Genomic DNA, 15809 nt, shown 5'->3' on the forward strand with positions numbered 1-15809 from the left:
AAAGGGAATACGTCTATGTCATAGGCGTTGCGCCCTTCTGCAGGATGTGCGGCGAAATTACGTCGTGCAGACTCATTTATGCGGGTGCCGGCTAGTCGAATCGTAAGCGGTGTTTTCTCCACACTTCGAAGGAAGCGTGAGGATCAGCGGTCCGCTAAAACGGCATATCGTCGAAACGCGGCATGGCCAATGACCGCTTCACAATCTTTAGCCAGTCCTTCAGTTGCTTAATGTCGTCGAATACGAGCAGGTCATGTTCGAGGGCGTGGAGGCTTTCCTGCAGCGAGAAGATATCAGCTGCAAGATTGCGCACGATAGTGCTTGGTGACACATCGATGAAGGGCGGAATTCCGTAGCTATGCTTGAATCCGTTCTCGACATGCAGAATTTCATGGTCGAGCTCACCGACCTGTTCCTTCAATATCTTGTTGTAGTGTTTCAACCGGTCTTCGCCGATGTTGTTGATGGCGCTTTGGTCGATATGTTCCAGCTCCAACTGCAACTCAAGTAATTGCAACAGGCTGTTTTTGCTATACGCCTGATTGGCCCTTTGCATGAGAGCGGTCTTCCGCTCACGTTCCTGCGGATCAGTTTCTCGATCAGGATGCAGAGCGCTGGCTAGTTTTCGGTAGACCTCGCGAATCGATAAGCTGAGCTCTGCCTGCTCCGCTTGTTCTCGTGCCTCTGCAGCGAGTTGTTTAGGGGTCTTTTTTCGTTTCGCGCGGCGTTCTTCACGAGCTTGGTTTTCGACGGCGTCTTGTTTTCGGAGCTGCTCCATTTGCGCCTGCGCGCGCTGCAGCACATCCTCGGGCGAACTCATGTCAACGTCGTCGCCTAACTCAACGCCGAGCATGGCCTCGAGCGCCAATTTCATATCATCAAACTCGGCGGCAGCTTCACTGTCAAAGTCAGATTCGCTGTACCGGTTGTAAATCGTTTTAAGCTCCGGATCATCGCTCTCGGCGACCAACTTCCCCGCCAAGTCGCTGATCAGGTCGGCAATCGTGCGCCGCTCGGATTTGGTCAGCCCCTTCATATCGTATGTTTGGTCCAGGCGATAAACGAGCTTAGTTCGCAAGTCGATGGAAGTTTGCTCAAGGGGCGCGAACTCATTGAGGTATTTCCGATGGAAGGCAGGCATTGCAGTATCCCAGGCGCTCAGCCGGGCACGCCGCTTTTCGATCTGCTTGATCAGCGTGTTGAATGCCTTTTGCCCCTTCGAGAGATGAGCCTTATTGTGGTCGGGAGCAATGCTGATGGCCCTGAGATTTGTCCTGGTCATAGGATGATTTCCGCTGGTCGATGCGAGAGAGCGAGCATCCCACCATTTTAGCGAAGTCGCGGTCGCCGCGCGTTGGTCCCGCACGCGGCTATACGAGCACGCGCACGTCGCGATCGATGATCGACCTATGCCGCATCGCGTCGAACGGGAATAGGACCCCAGAAGGTAGTCTCTTCAGACAGCGGTTGTAGCAAGCTGCACGCGTTTCGCAAAGTTAAACGGCAGCAGGTCACTGATGTCAGCGCCCGGTGCCCGTTGTGGCATCTCGGTCAGCACATGATGTAGATAGGCAATAGGGCTCGACCTGGCAGGCCCGGCAGGTCAGCACGAGACTGTAGACCATGGCGCTCGCCTTCGCGCCCGCGACTGTGTCAGCGAAGAGCCATGAATTTCTCGCTGTTACAAATGGGCTGAACCGCGGGATCGTGCATTGTCAAAATGTTGCCGCTCCGATCGAATATCAAAACAGACGTAGATAAATGACTCAGGCAGTATCCACGTTCCATCTTAGTCATGGACCCAAAAACCGACCGACCCTCGTCTTCTTGCCGGGCGCCCTCATTCCGCCAAACGCTATCGCGCCCGTCACAAGAATCGTGAAACTTCGCGCGATTGGCGTGGGCTGGCTCGAGGGTGCGGGCCCACACGACCTTCACTCAGTTGCAGCGCGTGTAGCCAATCTACTAGGGGAGCTTGGACCAACCGTGTTGATAGGGCATTCGGTCGGTACGCCAATCGCGGCGCTCGCCGCTTCGATTGATTTACGTTCGACGAAACCCAACGTGGTTGGTCTTGTGCTAAGCAATAGCGGAGCGAATACAAAGGGACATGGCGACGTCGAATCAGTCATTGAGCGTGTCTGTCAGACATGGGGTCCACCGCTGTGGAAAGCCATGGCCGAACGCTCGCTTGGAAGAGTCTGTCCCGCCGAGCATGTAGACTCATTTATGACGTATCCACGCCGCATTACCGCTGAAGCGACCGTCCAGAGCCTGCGCAGTTTGCAACAAACGGATCTTACAAGCATGCTCAACGAACTATCAGCTATTCCCACCGCGGTGGTCCATGGAAACCGTGACCCCGCTCGCACCTTGTCCCATGCGCAAAGCCTATGCAATGGCATTCTGGGCTCGAGACTAGTGGTGCTCGATACGGGCCATACGTCGTGCGTCGAAGCACCCGACGACTTCGCCAAAATAATACACGCCGTCGTTGAGGAAGGCTTAGGAGCCCGCACCAAAAGACCAGACTAACAGTTGCTCTTTTGAAGTTAGCGAATATGTGCGCGAGGCACTACAGATCCAGGTGAATGAGTGCCCTCCCCTATCGCTACGCACTCGCATAGCTTCGCAAACCGGTCTAACAGTTTGCCTTTGCAGGAAACCCGGAAGCGGCAGCTGTATAAGTTTGCGTTGGGACGCAAAGCCCAATTTATTTAATCAACCTTAAACGCTCAACGCGTAAAAGAAGCAGTCCTACCAAACATTGGAGGCACAACCTTCGAGTTGAGACTCCGGCGACAATCGTTTGAAGCCAAGGCGGGTAGCCGGACCATGACCTCGAACGGCGGCTCATTCTGATCATTTCATCGTTGGGGACCTCTCTGAACAGGTCGCGCTTTAATGCGGGCAAGGCGCCGTGAATCTATCAACTCCGCCGTCTTGAAGGGGCATACCCTGCCGAGAGCTCCATCCTGTTTAAGACGGAGTTGCTCCGTATATCGTTAGTGGTACTAATTTATTGCCTTTGACCCTAGCTATTCGAATCGGCTAATGACTTGCTGCTGATTGCGGTAACGGCACATAGAGCAGGGTCTGTTTTCTGTTGTCGTTGGTACGCATTCCGTGAGGGAATGCGTTTAGTGTCGGGCGTTGACTTCGAACAAGGCCGCCGGGACCGTCGCCTCTGCGTACTTCCTCCCGAGCGAGGCTCATGATCGTATGATATCGACCAATTATTTTCATTACGAGTATCAAGAACCTACAGTTTTGGGTTGCATGTCAATGGTCCAGCCTAGGGATTAAAGATCTGCAGCCTTAACTAGCGAAGCGCACGCCACGTCTCTTTCGTCCGACCTTCACGACTATTGCCAGAAGCTACGATTATGTGTCAACTGCAGGTGCGAAGTGTTCGTGTTGGTGCTTGCTCACACCCCGCCTTCTCTGCCATCTCCCAAGGCTGCATACAAAGGTAGCCCGATTTTGAAGACTGCCTAAATGGCGAACACGCGCAGCAAGCAGTTTCAGCGTAACTCCTCGAAGCTATGATTCGGCCATCAGTTCATGGAATTAGATTGCGGCCACATCTTTTCGAACCCCAGCGCATGTGGCCCGGAGGAGCCGTTTCATATCCGCGAGACGAGCAGAAATAGCTGCAACGGGGGCCTGTTCGATGAATGCCCTTGCGCCTTCCTTCGGATCGCTTCCCGCGCGAGTAGTGGCGCTGGCGACCGAAGGTACAGACTTGCATTTCTCGGCAAACGCAGCATCGTGAGACGGCAAAGCGCTTAAGAGGCGACCGGCTCTAACGGCCGAAGCAAAATCCAGTTTCCAACCAGCCGTGGACACGCGAGCGCAGGGCTCACGGTAATCGCGAATAGAGATCTCGCTGCCGTCGGCAGAAATTTCAAAGCGGCGGTTGATGGCTTCGTCGAAAAAGATTTTTCCGGCGTGATGTGCTGCCAGATGGTCGATAGCTTTGATCTCATTCAATTGTGTGCGCCGTTCGTGAATCTTCGCGTGTTGACAGCGAAGTTGGTGTCCAAAATCGACCGGAGAGCGGAGCAAAGACCGGAGATAGCTGATGGGGCGTTTTGCCGCCCTCAGGTGTTCCCAAGTTACCTCGACCACGTCCGTCAAAAGCTTGCCGTGCTGCTTTGCTTCTCGCATGAGTTTAAAAACCAAAAATTTATGAAAACCCAAACTCAGCAAACGTTGAAGGTCCAGCGGGAGCGTTCCTGGTTGTCTCTTTTGATTCTTAGGGAATAGATCCTTATATATACCTCCGTCTGCCACCGTGGCAGACGGAGGTATGAGCAAAGGATAATGTTGGGCGTTAGCCTCTGGTTTCGTTGGCCTTGCACTTGCGGATTGCGATATCTCTGCCAAAGCCGGTGGGATTTTTTGTTCCACGAATCCGAGCAGTTCGGCTGCTTTTTCCGTGAGATGGATATAGGCACGTCCGAAGAGTCCGGCCTCACCATGACGTCTCTGAGGGGCTCGCACGATGAGGCCGACTTCGGCGAGATCATCAAGACTGCGATAAAACGTGCGCATGGACTGCAATGCGCGACCGGTGAGTAGCTCTCGACGGGCAAAAATGGCGGCGTACGGCTTTTGAGCGTCAACGGTGCGGGCGAGTGCTGCGAGGAGGGCGCGCGACCGTGAAGGGATGGCTGCAATGTGATTAGCACGGTGCGCTGCCCGGAAGACTATCCAGGGCAAGTTGGAGCGATCACAGGCAAAGTCCCCGCGTGCTTCATTGTCGAGGTTAAGAGAATCTATTTCGAGCGGGGAAGGGCGATCACCACCCTCGCCAGCAACGAAGCGTTGCGCGATAAGCATAGTCATGCATCCATTTGAAAAAATGGAGGGCAAACGCTTGACTGCCGATCGCTATCCGCTACACTTCGAGATGTGAGTCCTTACCCGATTTACCGTCGGGGAAGTGAAGCAGCAGGGTGAGCAACAGCAAGCCCATATTCAGAAGCCTTCGGCGCCAACCGAAGGCTTCTGTTTTTCTAGGTCTGGTTAAATCATTTCGATCTCTTGTTTTAAACCGTAAGTGTTTGAATTTAAATAAGTCTCACCGTGAGACTATCGCTTCGACCCTGAGAAATTCGCCAGCACAGCGTGAATTGCCTCTTCTGCTGCAACTCGCGCCTCTTCGGAATGAAAGTCGATTCGAATCGTCTCCTTTGCCCCGATTACTTTGCAATAAACTTTTGCGCCTTGACGAAAGGTCACTGGCGCTGCTCGAACCGGCTTAGCTGGCGTGGTCTTGTTTTCTTTGGCAAGTCGAACCGCCGCTTCCTGAGTAATATTCCCTGCAGAGAGGGCTTTTACCGCTTGCACAACCGCGTCGGATTTCCCTTCTCGCGAAAGGGAAGCTAGCGCCATCGCGGCCTTCCCCCCAATACACGACGGCTTTGTTTCGATGATTGCGATAGCGTCGGGCGGAAGGTCCCCAAATGACATCCACCGAGAGACCGAACCCTCGTCCGCTCCGGACTCACGAGCTAGTTCTTTCTGTTGCTTTCCGGTTTGTTCAAGCAACTTTTTAAACCCGAGATACTTTTCGTAGTCGGTGAGATCTGGTTGAAAAAGATTGGCGTATAGCGCGCTCGCTTCGGTTGCTGTGTCATCCGGTTCCTTGAAGAAGACAGCCGGGATGCGCTCTCTTCCCAGCTCGCGGAAAATCGCGACCCGGTTATGACCAGAAACTATTTCATATCCGCCCGTGTCCCTTGCGCGAACGGTGATGGCTTGCACGAGCGCGTTTTGGCGAAGATTTTCTCGGAGTTCCGAATACTGCTCCTTTGTCAGCCTGCGCCGGCGCCCCTGTACTTCGTGCAGTTCCGATATAGCTACTTCGCTAACACCCCCGCTCCGCAATTGTTCGCGCAGTTTTTCGTTCTCTTGAGACATTGCGCTCAGTTCACGCTCCTTCTCCGCGAGGAAGGGAATTGATGACATCAGTTGGCCGGGTGCCGTCTTTGGGCGGGCCGGTCCTTCATCAGAGGTTTTAAGAACTTTTGGATTTGACCCAATCGTGGCCGATTTGGCAGCCAACCTATCCTTAATGCTCATGCGACCTCCGCATCTGACAGCCACAACGCAACCAGCTCCTGGTCAATCAGCTCAGCCAGACGGTCATACGCCTCCCGGGCACGCTGATAAGTCTTCAAACTTCCTTCATATCTTGAGATGTCATAGACCGTGCCGAACTCAGCCGCTGCGCTTTGTGTAACGGTCGTGGTGGGGATTTCCACCGGCAGAACCAGCCCTTCATAGGTCTTGTTTATCCATTCCCTAACAATGTGGGTTGCGGCTTGGCTGTGATCCACTTTCGCAAGAAGGACATGAATAAAATCGAAGCTTTTATCCAAGTGAGGGGCAACCTGTTTCATGCTCTCGGATAGATCGGACAGCAAGCTCCAAAACTGTGTTGAAGATGCATAATCCAGCGCGCTTGGCGGCGTAGGCACAATCAAGCCGTCCGCAGCCATGAACGCATTTATAGTCATGTAGGACAGAGCTGGGGGTGTGTCGATGATGATTACATCGTAGGTATCCAACAACGATTCCATTCCTTTATTAAGCACATCCCAAAACTGAAATGAAGAATCCTTGGATTGCTTAAATGGAAGGAAAAATTCGGCGCCAAACAAGGCCGCGCTTGCTGGAATTAGGTCAATACCGTCCCAGTAAGTCGACTGAACTGCGTACTCTAAATTACTAACGTCGCCGTAAATAAGAGGCAAGACCGTTTGTTCGTCGGACACTTCACTATCTGCAAGGATTCCGTTCAGTGCAGACAAAGAGGCCTGCGGATCCAGGTCGATAATTAGCACTCGACGCCCGAAAAGCGAAAGTCCCTGCGCAAGAGTCATAGCGGTAGTAGTCTTACTCACGCCACCTTTAAAGTTTCCAATTGCAATCTTTTTCCCTTTGACTCCCGTCGGTCGTTTTGTGAACGGCGCTACCTTATCAATCCAGACGCGTGCCTCGGCTAGCGAAAACTCGCGGCTACGGCCGCTTCCATGCAAAGTTCCTTGCGGAAGTTCGGATTCAGCGCGGAGAAAATAATTGGCTCGTTGACGGTCGATTCTGCAAAGAGTTCCGACTTGGGCAGTCGTGAACACAGGCGGATTTTTTCGCGGGTGCGGCGCGAGCATGCTTTCGCGCACGTCGACCAACATGCCGCTGGCATTGTCGGCGATGGCTTTTATCGCGGACAACGGCATGCGCTTGGGCACATGTCTTACTTGATGATTGATCGATACAATCGGCTTCTCTGCACGTGCTCGAGCAGCAGTCGTCATCCTGGACTCCATGTGAAACTGGTCAGCCGAAAGTTCTTCGCTGGTTGATTTAGTGAACGCTCAACGAAAAAAAACACGCTGAGCGTTTAATTCCCGAAAGAGTACTCAGTAAACTGACCATTCGCAAGTTAACTTTGCAACCATTGAAGGCTGCCAGAAGCACGACACCACTAGCTTTCCGCGAAATACTTGAGGTAACGGGGGAAGTGTTCTCATAATGTTCAGAGCATGGTTGGCCAGCAAGAGATCGACTGGCTCATCGGAAGTCCATCGCCGCCATTCGATGGGACATATCGAGGTTTGCTGAGTCGCGGGCGGATCGTGTACCGGAACGGCGGCTAAACGGCTCTTGCTCAAATACCGCGCAACGGCCTGCGTGCCAGATCATTCCGCAGCTCTGCTATTCGTGAAACAATCGACGTTGAATTTTCGGCACCTTGGAAGTCATATCCAGCATAGGGCGGGGGCATAAAATGCAAGAATGTTTCACGCTGCCGTAAGTCCCTTCCGGCTCGACGTGCTTTAAAAATTGTTTTTCGACCCGCAAACGGCGAAACGCGAGCGTTATTAAACGTTTGTAATAAATAGGATGTAAAGCGTACTAATTACTACGCCCTGGATAGCACTTTTGGCTGAAACACATTACAGCTGCCAACAGGATTTCCTGGGAGAGCGGGACGGCAGCAATGACACAGGCGGCGTCAGTTGCCGACATTGCAGAACCGGCCACGTCGAGTGGTGCCCCTACGCGATCGGCTTTGCCTCATAACCAAAGAGGTCTGTTTGGTGCGGTATCCTCCTGCACCGACAGGTAACAGGCTGTCTTTCGCTTACATTGGGGAACGCGAAGGTAAAAAGACGGGAACTCATCGATGCAGTAGCAAACGAAGTAGGCATCGCGAAATCCGCCGCAGCAGAAACTATCGACATATTTTAGGGACCGTGACGAACGCGGTGATCAAGGGCGACCAATTCAATTGATCGGGTTTCGATGTTTCAGCAAAAGGCGCGCGTGCTGTGCGAACGGGTCGCACCCGGAAACCGCCGCGGCTCTTCGAATTGCTGCGTCGACGACCGACAAGTTCACCGCCGGCAGGTTGTCTAAGGACGCAGTGAACCAGTAGGGCGCTGAACATCGTATCCGTCTGCGAGAGCCGCAGGCAGTCGCAATAAGCTCGGCTTGATACCGGCTGGCTCACACTAGAACAATTGTTCGTCGAGCAACCGCAGTTTGTCCACTTCATTGCACTGCTTCGCTCGACCCCATCGGCGTGCAGCGAACGGATCATGACGCGTCCGTCCCGCGCCCCGCCCAGCACCTCCGAAACTCGGTCGCGGTAACGCACTCGCGCCCCCCGCTTGGGACGTGCCTTGAGCAGGAGGCGGGTGCGGGAGCAGAAACGTTTGGTGGGCGGCATGGCTGTAGTGAACGCGATCCTCGGAGGGGAGACCGGCTGTTAGTCCGATTTCAAGCGGACCAGTGGCGACGCGCAGGCCCTGGCCAAAAATTGGCGTGGTTGTTTTTTAGCCTCCACCACTCGGCGCATCGGCGCTTCACTTATTTGCTGGTCGTGCAGTGCCAGCAAGCGTTCGACCACGGGGGCAGATTTCGCTTGGTTCTTGCAATGCTCGTATCGAAGCAATCTTCAGAAAAATTTGGGTCAGCCTGCTGTCGACGGCTGAGGTCGCTGTCGGCCTTGGTGCACGAGGTCGGAATCGAACGGGCGCGCGTTAGTCGGCGGCGGATCTTCAGTCCCTGGTATCTACCATTTTCGTCACTCGTACTGGAGGGCCTTCTGTGAATCGCACACGATACCCGTGGATGATGAGCCCACCGCGTCTCTAACCACGTTTGGGCTAGAGGCTCTGTCGCAAGCCACATTTTCGCGCAACAGGGAACGAGACCACCCGACGCGGAAGGGCAGTGAGTGGCAACAAAGCGTCATTTACTTCGAAGAAGTAAAAGCCGTTTGATAGGCCGCCGATGTTCGGGAAGCGGCTACTCGGAGCTTCATCGTTGAGTTGATACAGCACACTGTGGTAGCCATGTGCCGCGCACTGTCGGCCATACCGGAAAGCGGGGTGGTAGCGACCAGGGACCGCCGCGTCGAGCAGCGATGCGTGCAGCACGTTCTCTGTCAGGCGCAGCAGACGACGAAGGCGCATGAGATTGACGACTTCCCGCACGGGAGCCACGCCCGCAGACGGGTCAATATCGGCTCTATCAGTCCAACGAGGAAATCGGCAGCGAGTGCGTTTGCACAGCCGAATTTCCAAAGAATCGAGACCAGTGATTCACCCGGCACTAGCCATTTGAAATTGAAGTCGCTCCCGTGCGCCCGACGGAATTCGCGCTTGCCATCGTCGCGGGAGAACGCTGTAACCGATCCATCAGTTTCGGATTCTATGAGTAGCCAATGTTCGCAGATCGACCTAATGAACGCAGAAGTTAGCGAGACGACGTGATCCGTTGATCATCACATAGCCTGGGCGTTCGCAAAACCCGATCACTTTGAGATCCGTCTCAAGGAACAGCCATTGATCGAGCAGCGCACGACGGTAAAACATGACGCGGCGTGCAAGCTTCGAGCTGAATGCTTCGAGTCGGTGGCCGCCGCGTGGACGGGCGAGCGCGACGGGCCCTACAGAGAATTTTCCATAAGTCAGGGCCCTACGGATGGGAATCAAGGTGTAGGAGGCAAGGTGATGAATTTAATACGGACTTATGTGAATTGACGCTCTTATTTCGTTCGGACCGTAAGCAAAAATATCACCTCAACGGCGCATCGGCCCGATATTTCGAGGCTCCGTTGGTGACACATTTGATTTGGCCTACGGCGTAAAAGCTTTTGGAACATGAGGCCAAGCGTCAGTTTGCGCATGAAAGCAGAGTAGGGCCACAAGCTCTTTTAGAGCTTAGCTCACAGCAAAGTGACTGACGCGACCGTCGGTGGAGATCCCGCGCGTTGAATAGACCACAATCGTGCACCGACCTGAGAAGCCGAATAGGACTGCGATCTAATGTTTAACAGAGCAACCGCGAGAGTCAAACCGCGTGTCCTATCTTCATCGATTAAGGGCTTGATGCTGGAAGCGGTCTGCCAACAAGTTGAAAGCGAGTTGGCTGCCGATGTGGCGCTAAGGTTTGTCGCCTGCCAATGCTCTATGCGCAATGAGAAGCCGAAAACTGAGCGCGCCGATTTACTGTAGCGGTAATAGCGGTTGATGAGGACCTGGAGCACTGTATCTGTCGGCAGTCCTCGCCATTTCGCTGGTGGCAACGTGTACCAGCGTATGTGATCTCGGCAGCTGATACGAAGCTGACCCGCCGCCGCAGTCGTCGATGCCGCGCCATTTTTTATCAACTTAATACGCATCCGGATCAGACGACACCGAGTTTTAGGACGGTCCTACTTTGCGCTGCGCACTGCAACCGATGTAACGCTGCAGACCTAATGTCTGCAACTCGGCTGTCGCAAGATGCATGGTGAACAATTCACGTTCCAATACGTTTGCAACTCAGCAGCCGTAACGAAGTTTTACCTCTTGTCTGCGCAGATCGCAAGGGAGATCTCTTGAGTAGTCCGGCTAGCTGTATGTATTCGGATGCCATCCCTATGGGGATCGCGCGATGTAGCGGGTGACTGGACCTCGAGGCGAGTGCCAACATATGCAAATAGATCAGCTCGGAGGTCTCTTCTAGTGCCGACCTAATTCTTGATGGTAAAGTTTGACCAACGAAACTTAATTATTGAGAAAATCCTGATGAACAAACAAGAACTTGTCGATGCAGTCGCAGCACAATCCGGCGCAAGCAAGGCCCTGACCAGCGAAATCATCGATGAGGTGCTGGCTGCGATCACTCAAGCGGTGGTGTCTGGCGACACGGTTCAATTAGTTGGTTTTGGTTCGTTCGGTACTGGCGCGCGTGCCGCCCGTGCGGGGCGCAATCCGAAAACAGGCGAAGCGCTCCAGATTGCCGCAGCTACCACAGTAAAGTTTACTGCAGGAAAAGGGTTCAAGGACAGCGTCAATCAGTAACGCTCCGTACTCGACTGTTCATCATTGCTGGTCACTCCGTGTATGCTCCCGGGCAGGGTAACGCTACATGGAGCTTGATACACTTGCACCTATAATTCGGTTGATTCGGATTAGATCTGACGAGTGACGAAGAAATGAATGGCGCGCAACACTCACATGAACCATCCCTCGTGGAAAATGGCCGGGCCGTTATGTTCACGGTAGTGACCGCTGGTCGCGAGGTGAAGGCACTGATCACGAGGACGGCGCTAGAGCAGTACTTCTGGCTGGGTCCTGATGCAAGCGAAGGCCGCGTGCTGCGTATATTTGCTGACGGCCGCCATCGCATAACGGCCGTCACGCAGCGCGTGGCTTTACGCAGCGGCGCGACCGAAGTCCGCCTTGATGCAGAGGATTTTGCGTCGTAGGCGCTTACATTTCCAACCCGCCCTGATTTTTATAAGTTTGAGTCTTTGATCGTTGAGCGGTGATGCTTAGGCTCGGCAAATTTTAGATTCGGTTTATTGCTGTAGCCATCTCTCGGCTACTAGGCAGCAGTTTACTGGACTCTCGCTCTTGCCGCAATCGCGAGCGCAACATTCGGAGTTTATTTTATGAGTCGTACATTTGGACGCCAAGATTCGCGAGGCAGCGGTCCACGTCCAGCGCGCCAGCACCCGCCAACCAGCGCATCGCAGACGCAAAAGAAGCATTACGGGAAACCTGTTCAGTCAAAGGATCCCGCCCAGACGGCATCTATATTCAAGACTCGAGCGTTCAAAGTACTCGTCGACGCTGTTGGTGCCGAAAATGTAGCGTTGGGTCTCGACTCGAATCTGGCCCGCATCGCAGAATTGGTCAGCGGTGAGCGTTTTACGCCCGAGACAGCGTTTCACATGGAAACGACGCTTGGTCTTCCCGATGGTTTCTTCGATCATCCAAACCCAACGTTGCCACCAGACGTGATCGCACGACTGCGCTCTCCGCTGGAAAATAGGCCAACTGACAGTGTATTTGATGACCCAGTGGACCCTTCGCCCAGTCATAAGTCAGCCGATCATACAAAACACCCCGTTTTGAGCGAAGCTGTAACAGCCAAGGATGTCGATATGCCAAGAAAGACCAGCACTGCACTCGCGCCGGCCAGCAAGAAGGGCAAGGTGATCGCGCCGAAAGATGCCGGCGCAAGCGCGAAGGCCAATCAGTCGAAGGGTGTTTCGAGGGCGGCGAAGGCAGCGCAGCAACAGTCGCTTGAACTGGCGAGCACACCTTCTATTCCTGAAGTTCGACAGGCGAACCTTCATATCTTGACTGCCCGCAATGGATCGAAAGCGCTGCTAAGCCGAATGTTGAACCTAAGCCAGTCAAACATGGCGCATCGGTTGCACGGTAAAAAGCGTCTGGATGATGTCGAGGCGAAACGCTTCACCGATGTACTAGAGCTACCAGCGGGGTGGCTCGACACGCCACGACAGACGGCCGATGTGCCTGACCACGTGAACGAGCTCCTCGCACCGACCTCAAGAAAACGCAAAACTGCGACGCCCACAGCAACAAGCTATAAACCGCAAGCGGCGGTAGCGAAACATCTTGTGGACGAAACTAGCACGGTGCCTCAACCGCAAACCGTCAGTGTCCCAGAGCAAGACGTTACAAATAACCCAATGGAAAATGTCACCACTGTAGCGAACGCTGCAGACTTCCTTAAGAAACCTGTTGATGCGGTTGATGGTGCCAACCAAAACAACCAACTGTCGAACATTGGGAAAGACCTGGCCGATGAAGCGCTTTGGATTTCAGTGGCGAGCGACCTTGCTCATTTGCGTGGGATTCCACCCATCGCTGAAGCATTGCTAAAGACAATTGCTGCGAAGGCGCGCACTGGGCTTCTGAACGAACACAAGGCGTTGGAACTCTTGCAACAAATGATTTTGCTCTGATTGAATCTTTCGTCAAGGACCAACTGTTCCAATGAACATGACATGAGGTTCGTTCAGATGGCCCGGGATGCAGTGTGGGGCGGCACAAAAAGATTGATGCAGATTTGCGCCGGACCAGACGCCGTTATTGGTTGATGCGTCGCATCCAGGGCTATCCGAAGGCCAGCAACGATATAGTCGGCCGCGGTATGGCATTCAAACCCAGCATCGCGCGACGGACGATGCGGAGCCGCAAGGTTACCTCCACGCACCAACTATGAAGCGACGGAGCTCGCTGTTTGCAAGATCTTTTGATTGTTTTCGCCGCATCGCTTGTACCACTTTTGGGCAATGGCGCGGTTGGGAACCGAGTCTCCTGACGCCGTGCATCCCCAGCGATTCTCCCATTAGAGAGCAAGTGTCTGGGCAGCTTCACGATGACCAAAGCCGAATGCCATCTCGTATCTTGCCTTCGCGAGCTCGACATCAAGTGCTTCGCCTCGCCCGAGCCGGGCACTATCGCCCAGCGCCGCTGCCGATAGTCCCTTTAGCTTGTCTTGCGCGTTTTCATCTTTCAATACGTCGACGAGGATGCGATTGGCCAATTCCGGATCGCTGTCGCCGCCCGTGCCCGCGAAGAGCGACAGGGCGTAAGTGACGCGCAACGCGGGATGCTTGTCGATGCCGATCTGCATGAGGAGCTTACGGCCCAAATACGGAGCGCCGGAAATTGAAGATAGGAGCAGGGCGTTGGCGGTCGTGGCGATTGACTCGAGCGGGGCAAAGCCCGATTTGTACGCGGATACAACATGTCGATAGAACTGTTCGATATCGAGCGCAGCATCGTGAACCTTAAGCGCTTGCCACTCTCGATGGATTTGGTTAAACCAACTCAATTCGGCCATATGAATTTTCTCGCGTAACAGATGCGGGATATATTACTCTCAATTAGGTGGTGCTTGAGTGCATTACGGTCTTTGTTACGACTTACCAAATTCACTGAATGACCATCCCCAAAAAACGTCCGCTCACACGGCGGCAAATGCTCCAGGGCATGCTTCTCTTTGCTTACCTTATCCGTTGGACAACGGCGAATGTCTGCATCGTCGATCCAGGATAGACGTAAGAAGGAGCCTTGAGTTTGCGCAACGCAGCTCGCGCCTATAAAGGAATGAACAACACAGTCAGAATGAGGTTCCAATAGTACACAGGGCGCCGATGTTCCTCGACCGACAATCGATATCAACTTCCTGCTCGAGTATCCGAGCTTGGAAAACGAAGCGGTAAGTCTGCAATCGATAGTAGTGCTGTACGCGGATGTAATGCTTTGAATTGACAAGTTTGTTTGCGTAAATCAAGCGTCGTGGCATAGTGCAAGCGTTCACTATTGGAGGCCACTATGCCCACACTCGAAGTCATTCAAGAAAAGCTAAAGAAGTTGCAGGCGCAAGCCGATGTGCTCATAGCAAAGAAAGCGCAGTCCGCGTTGGATCAAATCCGTCGCCTGATGGTGGAACACGGATTGACGACCGAAGATATCGAAGAAAAAGCGAAAGTAAGGCGGGAAGCAAAAGGGGACAGCGGTTTGGGCATTGCGATAAAGCGCAAAGCATCCAATGCCCTTGGCAGTAAGGTCGCTCCCAAGTTCCAGGACCCAAAGAGCGGCGCCACGTGGACCGGGCGTGGAAGCGCACCAGCTTGGATCGCTAAAGCGAAAGACCGGACCCGGTTTTTAATCCAAGGTGATGCGGTGGCAGCGACCGCTGCGTCTCCAGAGGCCGAGGATGCAAATGCAACGGGTACAGCGAAACCCCGAGGCTACCGAACGGGACCACAGCCCGCTAAGTATCGCGACCGCAAGTCAGGTGCAACATGGAGTGGCAAAGGACGCGCGCCAGCATGGCTTGCGAACGTCAGAGATCGCACCAAATTCCTGATTGAGGAGGAGGGTGCATCGCCCGTTGCTGAAGTCGCGACCAAAGCGGCGCGTAAAGCGTCTGCTGTAGCCAAGAAGGCGAACGCGGCAAAGAAGGCGACGCGGAACGTTGCAGCGAAGAAAATCACCGCAAAAAAGGCAGCTGACACGAAAAATGAGGCGAAGAAATCAACGCCGATACAATCCGTTGCTGCTAGCAAGAAGGTTGCTGCGAAGAAAGCAGAGCCAGCTGCTAAAAAGAGAGTTGCGAAGAGAGTGAGTGCTTCAGGCAATGCTGCGAACGCGGCGACGGTAGCCGACGACAATGGCATTAACCAAGCAGCCATTGAAGCGCCCGCAGTGTAATCGCGCTAGAGCAGTGGAGCGGCCTCTTGGCCGCTCGCTTTCGACGCAGAGTGCAACATTGCCCGTAAAAAGCAACGTCGACCAGGCGTCGTTAATGGTTGCCGTTCTTGCACCTCCGAGATCGAACGAGGGCATTACCAATCTGTAGATGGACGGAACACACCCTGTGCAGCTGAACGCTCAATCTCTGTGTTTTCTCTTTCTCTTTCTTCCCGGACAGCAAAGTTATATGTTCGATGCGTTGATGGAAGGGTTTAGAAGTCA

General features: G+C 53.8%; 10 protein-coding genes and 1 pseudogene. 5 read left to right on the forward strand and 6 right to left on the reverse strand.

What is annotated here, in order from left to right:
* Positions 1–154: 154 nt before the first annotated feature.
* Both ACSQ83_RS30945 and ACSQ83_RS30950 read right to left on the reverse strand, forming a co-directional pair.
* The gene (locus tag ACSQ83_RS30945; protein WP_436230747.1) at positions 155–1282 is read right to left on the reverse strand and encodes a molecular chaperone DnaJ; all 1128 of its coding nucleotides are present in this window, start codon (positions 1280–1282) and stop codon (positions 155–157) included.
* Positions 1283–1456: 174 nt separating this feature from the next.
* Positions 1457–1688: pseudogene (locus ACSQ83_RS30950) on the reverse strand (transposase domain-containing protein); the annotation flags it as partial.
* A gap of 73 nt (positions 1689–1761) precedes the next feature.
* On the opposite strand from ACSQ83_RS30950, the gene ACSQ83_RS30955 reads away from it, so the two are divergent.
* Positions 1762–2535, forward strand: a complete 774-nt coding sequence (locus ACSQ83_RS30955; RefSeq protein ID WP_436230748.1) for an alpha/beta fold hydrolase — start codon at positions 1762–1764, stop codon at positions 2533–2535.
* 1035 nt (positions 2536–3570) lie between these two features.
* Here ACSQ83_RS30955 and ACSQ83_RS30960 read toward each other — a convergent pair.
* From ACSQ83_RS30960 to ACSQ83_RS30970, 3 genes are all read right to left on the reverse strand, one after another.
* Entirely contained in the window at positions 3571–4845 is a 1275-nt protein-coding gene (locus tag ACSQ83_RS30960) for a replication protein O (RefSeq protein ID WP_436230749.1), read from the reverse strand.
* Positions 4846–5097: 252 nt separating this feature from the next.
* Positions 5098–6090 carry a ParB/RepB/Spo0J family partition protein gene (locus tag ACSQ83_RS30965; protein ID WP_436230750.1) on the reverse strand — a complete coding sequence of 331 codons (993 nt, stop codon included), beginning with the start codon at positions 6088–6090 and terminating at the stop codon, positions 5098–5100.
* Positions 6087–7325 (reverse strand): ParA family protein, encoded by a 1239-nt coding sequence (locus ACSQ83_RS30970; RefSeq protein ID WP_436230751.1) that lies wholly within the window; start codon positions 7323–7325, stop codon positions 6087–6089. The genes ACSQ83_RS30965 and ACSQ83_RS30970 overlap by 4 nt, the downstream gene beginning before the upstream one ends.
* Positions 7326–11090: 3765 nt before the next feature.
* On the opposite strand from ACSQ83_RS30970, the gene ACSQ83_RS30975 reads away from it, so the two are divergent.
* The 3 genes from ACSQ83_RS30975 (at position 11091) to ACSQ83_RS30985 (ending at position 13285) form a co-directional block, all read left to right on the forward strand.
* On the forward strand, positions 11091–11366 hold the full coding sequence (locus tag ACSQ83_RS30975; RefSeq protein ID WP_436230752.1) for an HU family DNA-binding protein: 276 nt from the start codon (positions 11091–11093) through the stop codon (positions 11364–11366).
* 134 nt (positions 11367–11500) lie between these two features.
* The gene (locus ACSQ83_RS30980) at positions 11501–11773 is read left to right on the forward strand and encodes a DUF1488 family protein (protein ID WP_436230753.1); all 273 of its coding nucleotides are present in this window, start codon (positions 11501–11503) and stop codon (positions 11771–11773) included.
* Positions 11774–11959: 186 nt separating this feature from the next.
* Complete coding sequence (locus tag ACSQ83_RS30985; protein ID WP_436230754.1) at positions 11960–13285, forward strand: hypothetical protein; 1326 nt, start codon at positions 11960–11962, stop codon at positions 13283–13285.
* 386 nt (positions 13286–13671) lie between these two features.
* Here the strand turns inward: ACSQ83_RS30985 and ACSQ83_RS30990 are convergent, their stop codons facing one another.
* A complete protein-coding gene (locus ACSQ83_RS30990; RefSeq protein WP_436230755.1) occupies positions 13672–14169 on the reverse strand; it encodes a sel1 repeat family protein in 498 nt (165 codons plus the stop codon).
* A gap of 494 nt (positions 14170–14663) precedes the next feature.
* Here ACSQ83_RS30990 and ACSQ83_RS30995 point away from each other — a divergent pair, with 494 nt between their 5' ends.
* Entirely contained in the window at positions 14664–15545 is an 882-nt protein-coding gene (locus ACSQ83_RS30995; RefSeq protein ID WP_436230756.1) for an H-NS family nucleoid-associated regulatory protein, read from the forward strand.
* Positions 15546–15809: the final 264 nt, after the last annotated feature.

This window comes from Caballeronia sp. LjRoot29, from assembly GCF_964252755.1.
Lineage (GTDB): Bacteria > Pseudomonadota > Gammaproteobacteria > Burkholderiales > Burkholderiaceae > Caballeronia.

Bases quoted from the DNA above. Each gene is read 5' to 3' on its own strand.
- ACSQ83_RS30945 (WP_436230747.1), bottom strand. From the start codon at position 1,282: ATGACCAGGACAAATCTCAGGGCCATCAGCATTGCTCCCGACCACAAT.
- ACSQ83_RS30955 (WP_436230748.1), top strand. From the start codon at position 1,762: ATGACTCAGGCAGTATCCACGTTCCATCTTAGTCATGGACCCAAAAAC.
- ACSQ83_RS30960 (WP_436230749.1), bottom strand. From the start codon at position 4,845: ATGCTTATCGCGCAACGCTTCGTTGCTGGCGAGGGTGGTGATCGCCCT.
- ACSQ83_RS30965 (WP_436230750.1), bottom strand. From the start codon at position 6,090: ATGAGCATTAAGGATAGGTTGGCTGCCAAATCGGCCACGATTGGGTCA.
- ACSQ83_RS30970 (WP_436230751.1), bottom strand. From the start codon at position 7,325: ATGACGACTGCTGCTCGAGCACGTGCAGAGAAGCCGATTGTATCGATC.
- ACSQ83_RS30975 (WP_436230752.1), top strand. From the start codon at position 11,091: ATGAACAAACAAGAACTTGTCGATGCAGTCGCAGCACAATCCGGCGCA.
- ACSQ83_RS30980 (WP_436230753.1), top strand. From the start codon at position 11,501: ATGAATGGCGCGCAACACTCACATGAACCATCCCTCGTGGAAAATGGC.
- ACSQ83_RS30985 (WP_436230754.1), top strand. From the start codon at position 11,960: ATGAGTCGTACATTTGGACGCCAAGATTCGCGAGGCAGCGGTCCACGT.
- ACSQ83_RS30990 (WP_436230755.1), bottom strand. From the start codon at position 14,169: ATGGCCGAATTGAGTTGGTTTAACCAAATCCATCGAGAGTGGCAAGCG.
- ACSQ83_RS30995 (WP_436230756.1), top strand. From the start codon at position 14,664: ATGCCCACACTCGAAGTCATTCAAGAAAAGCTAAAGAAGTTGCAGGCG.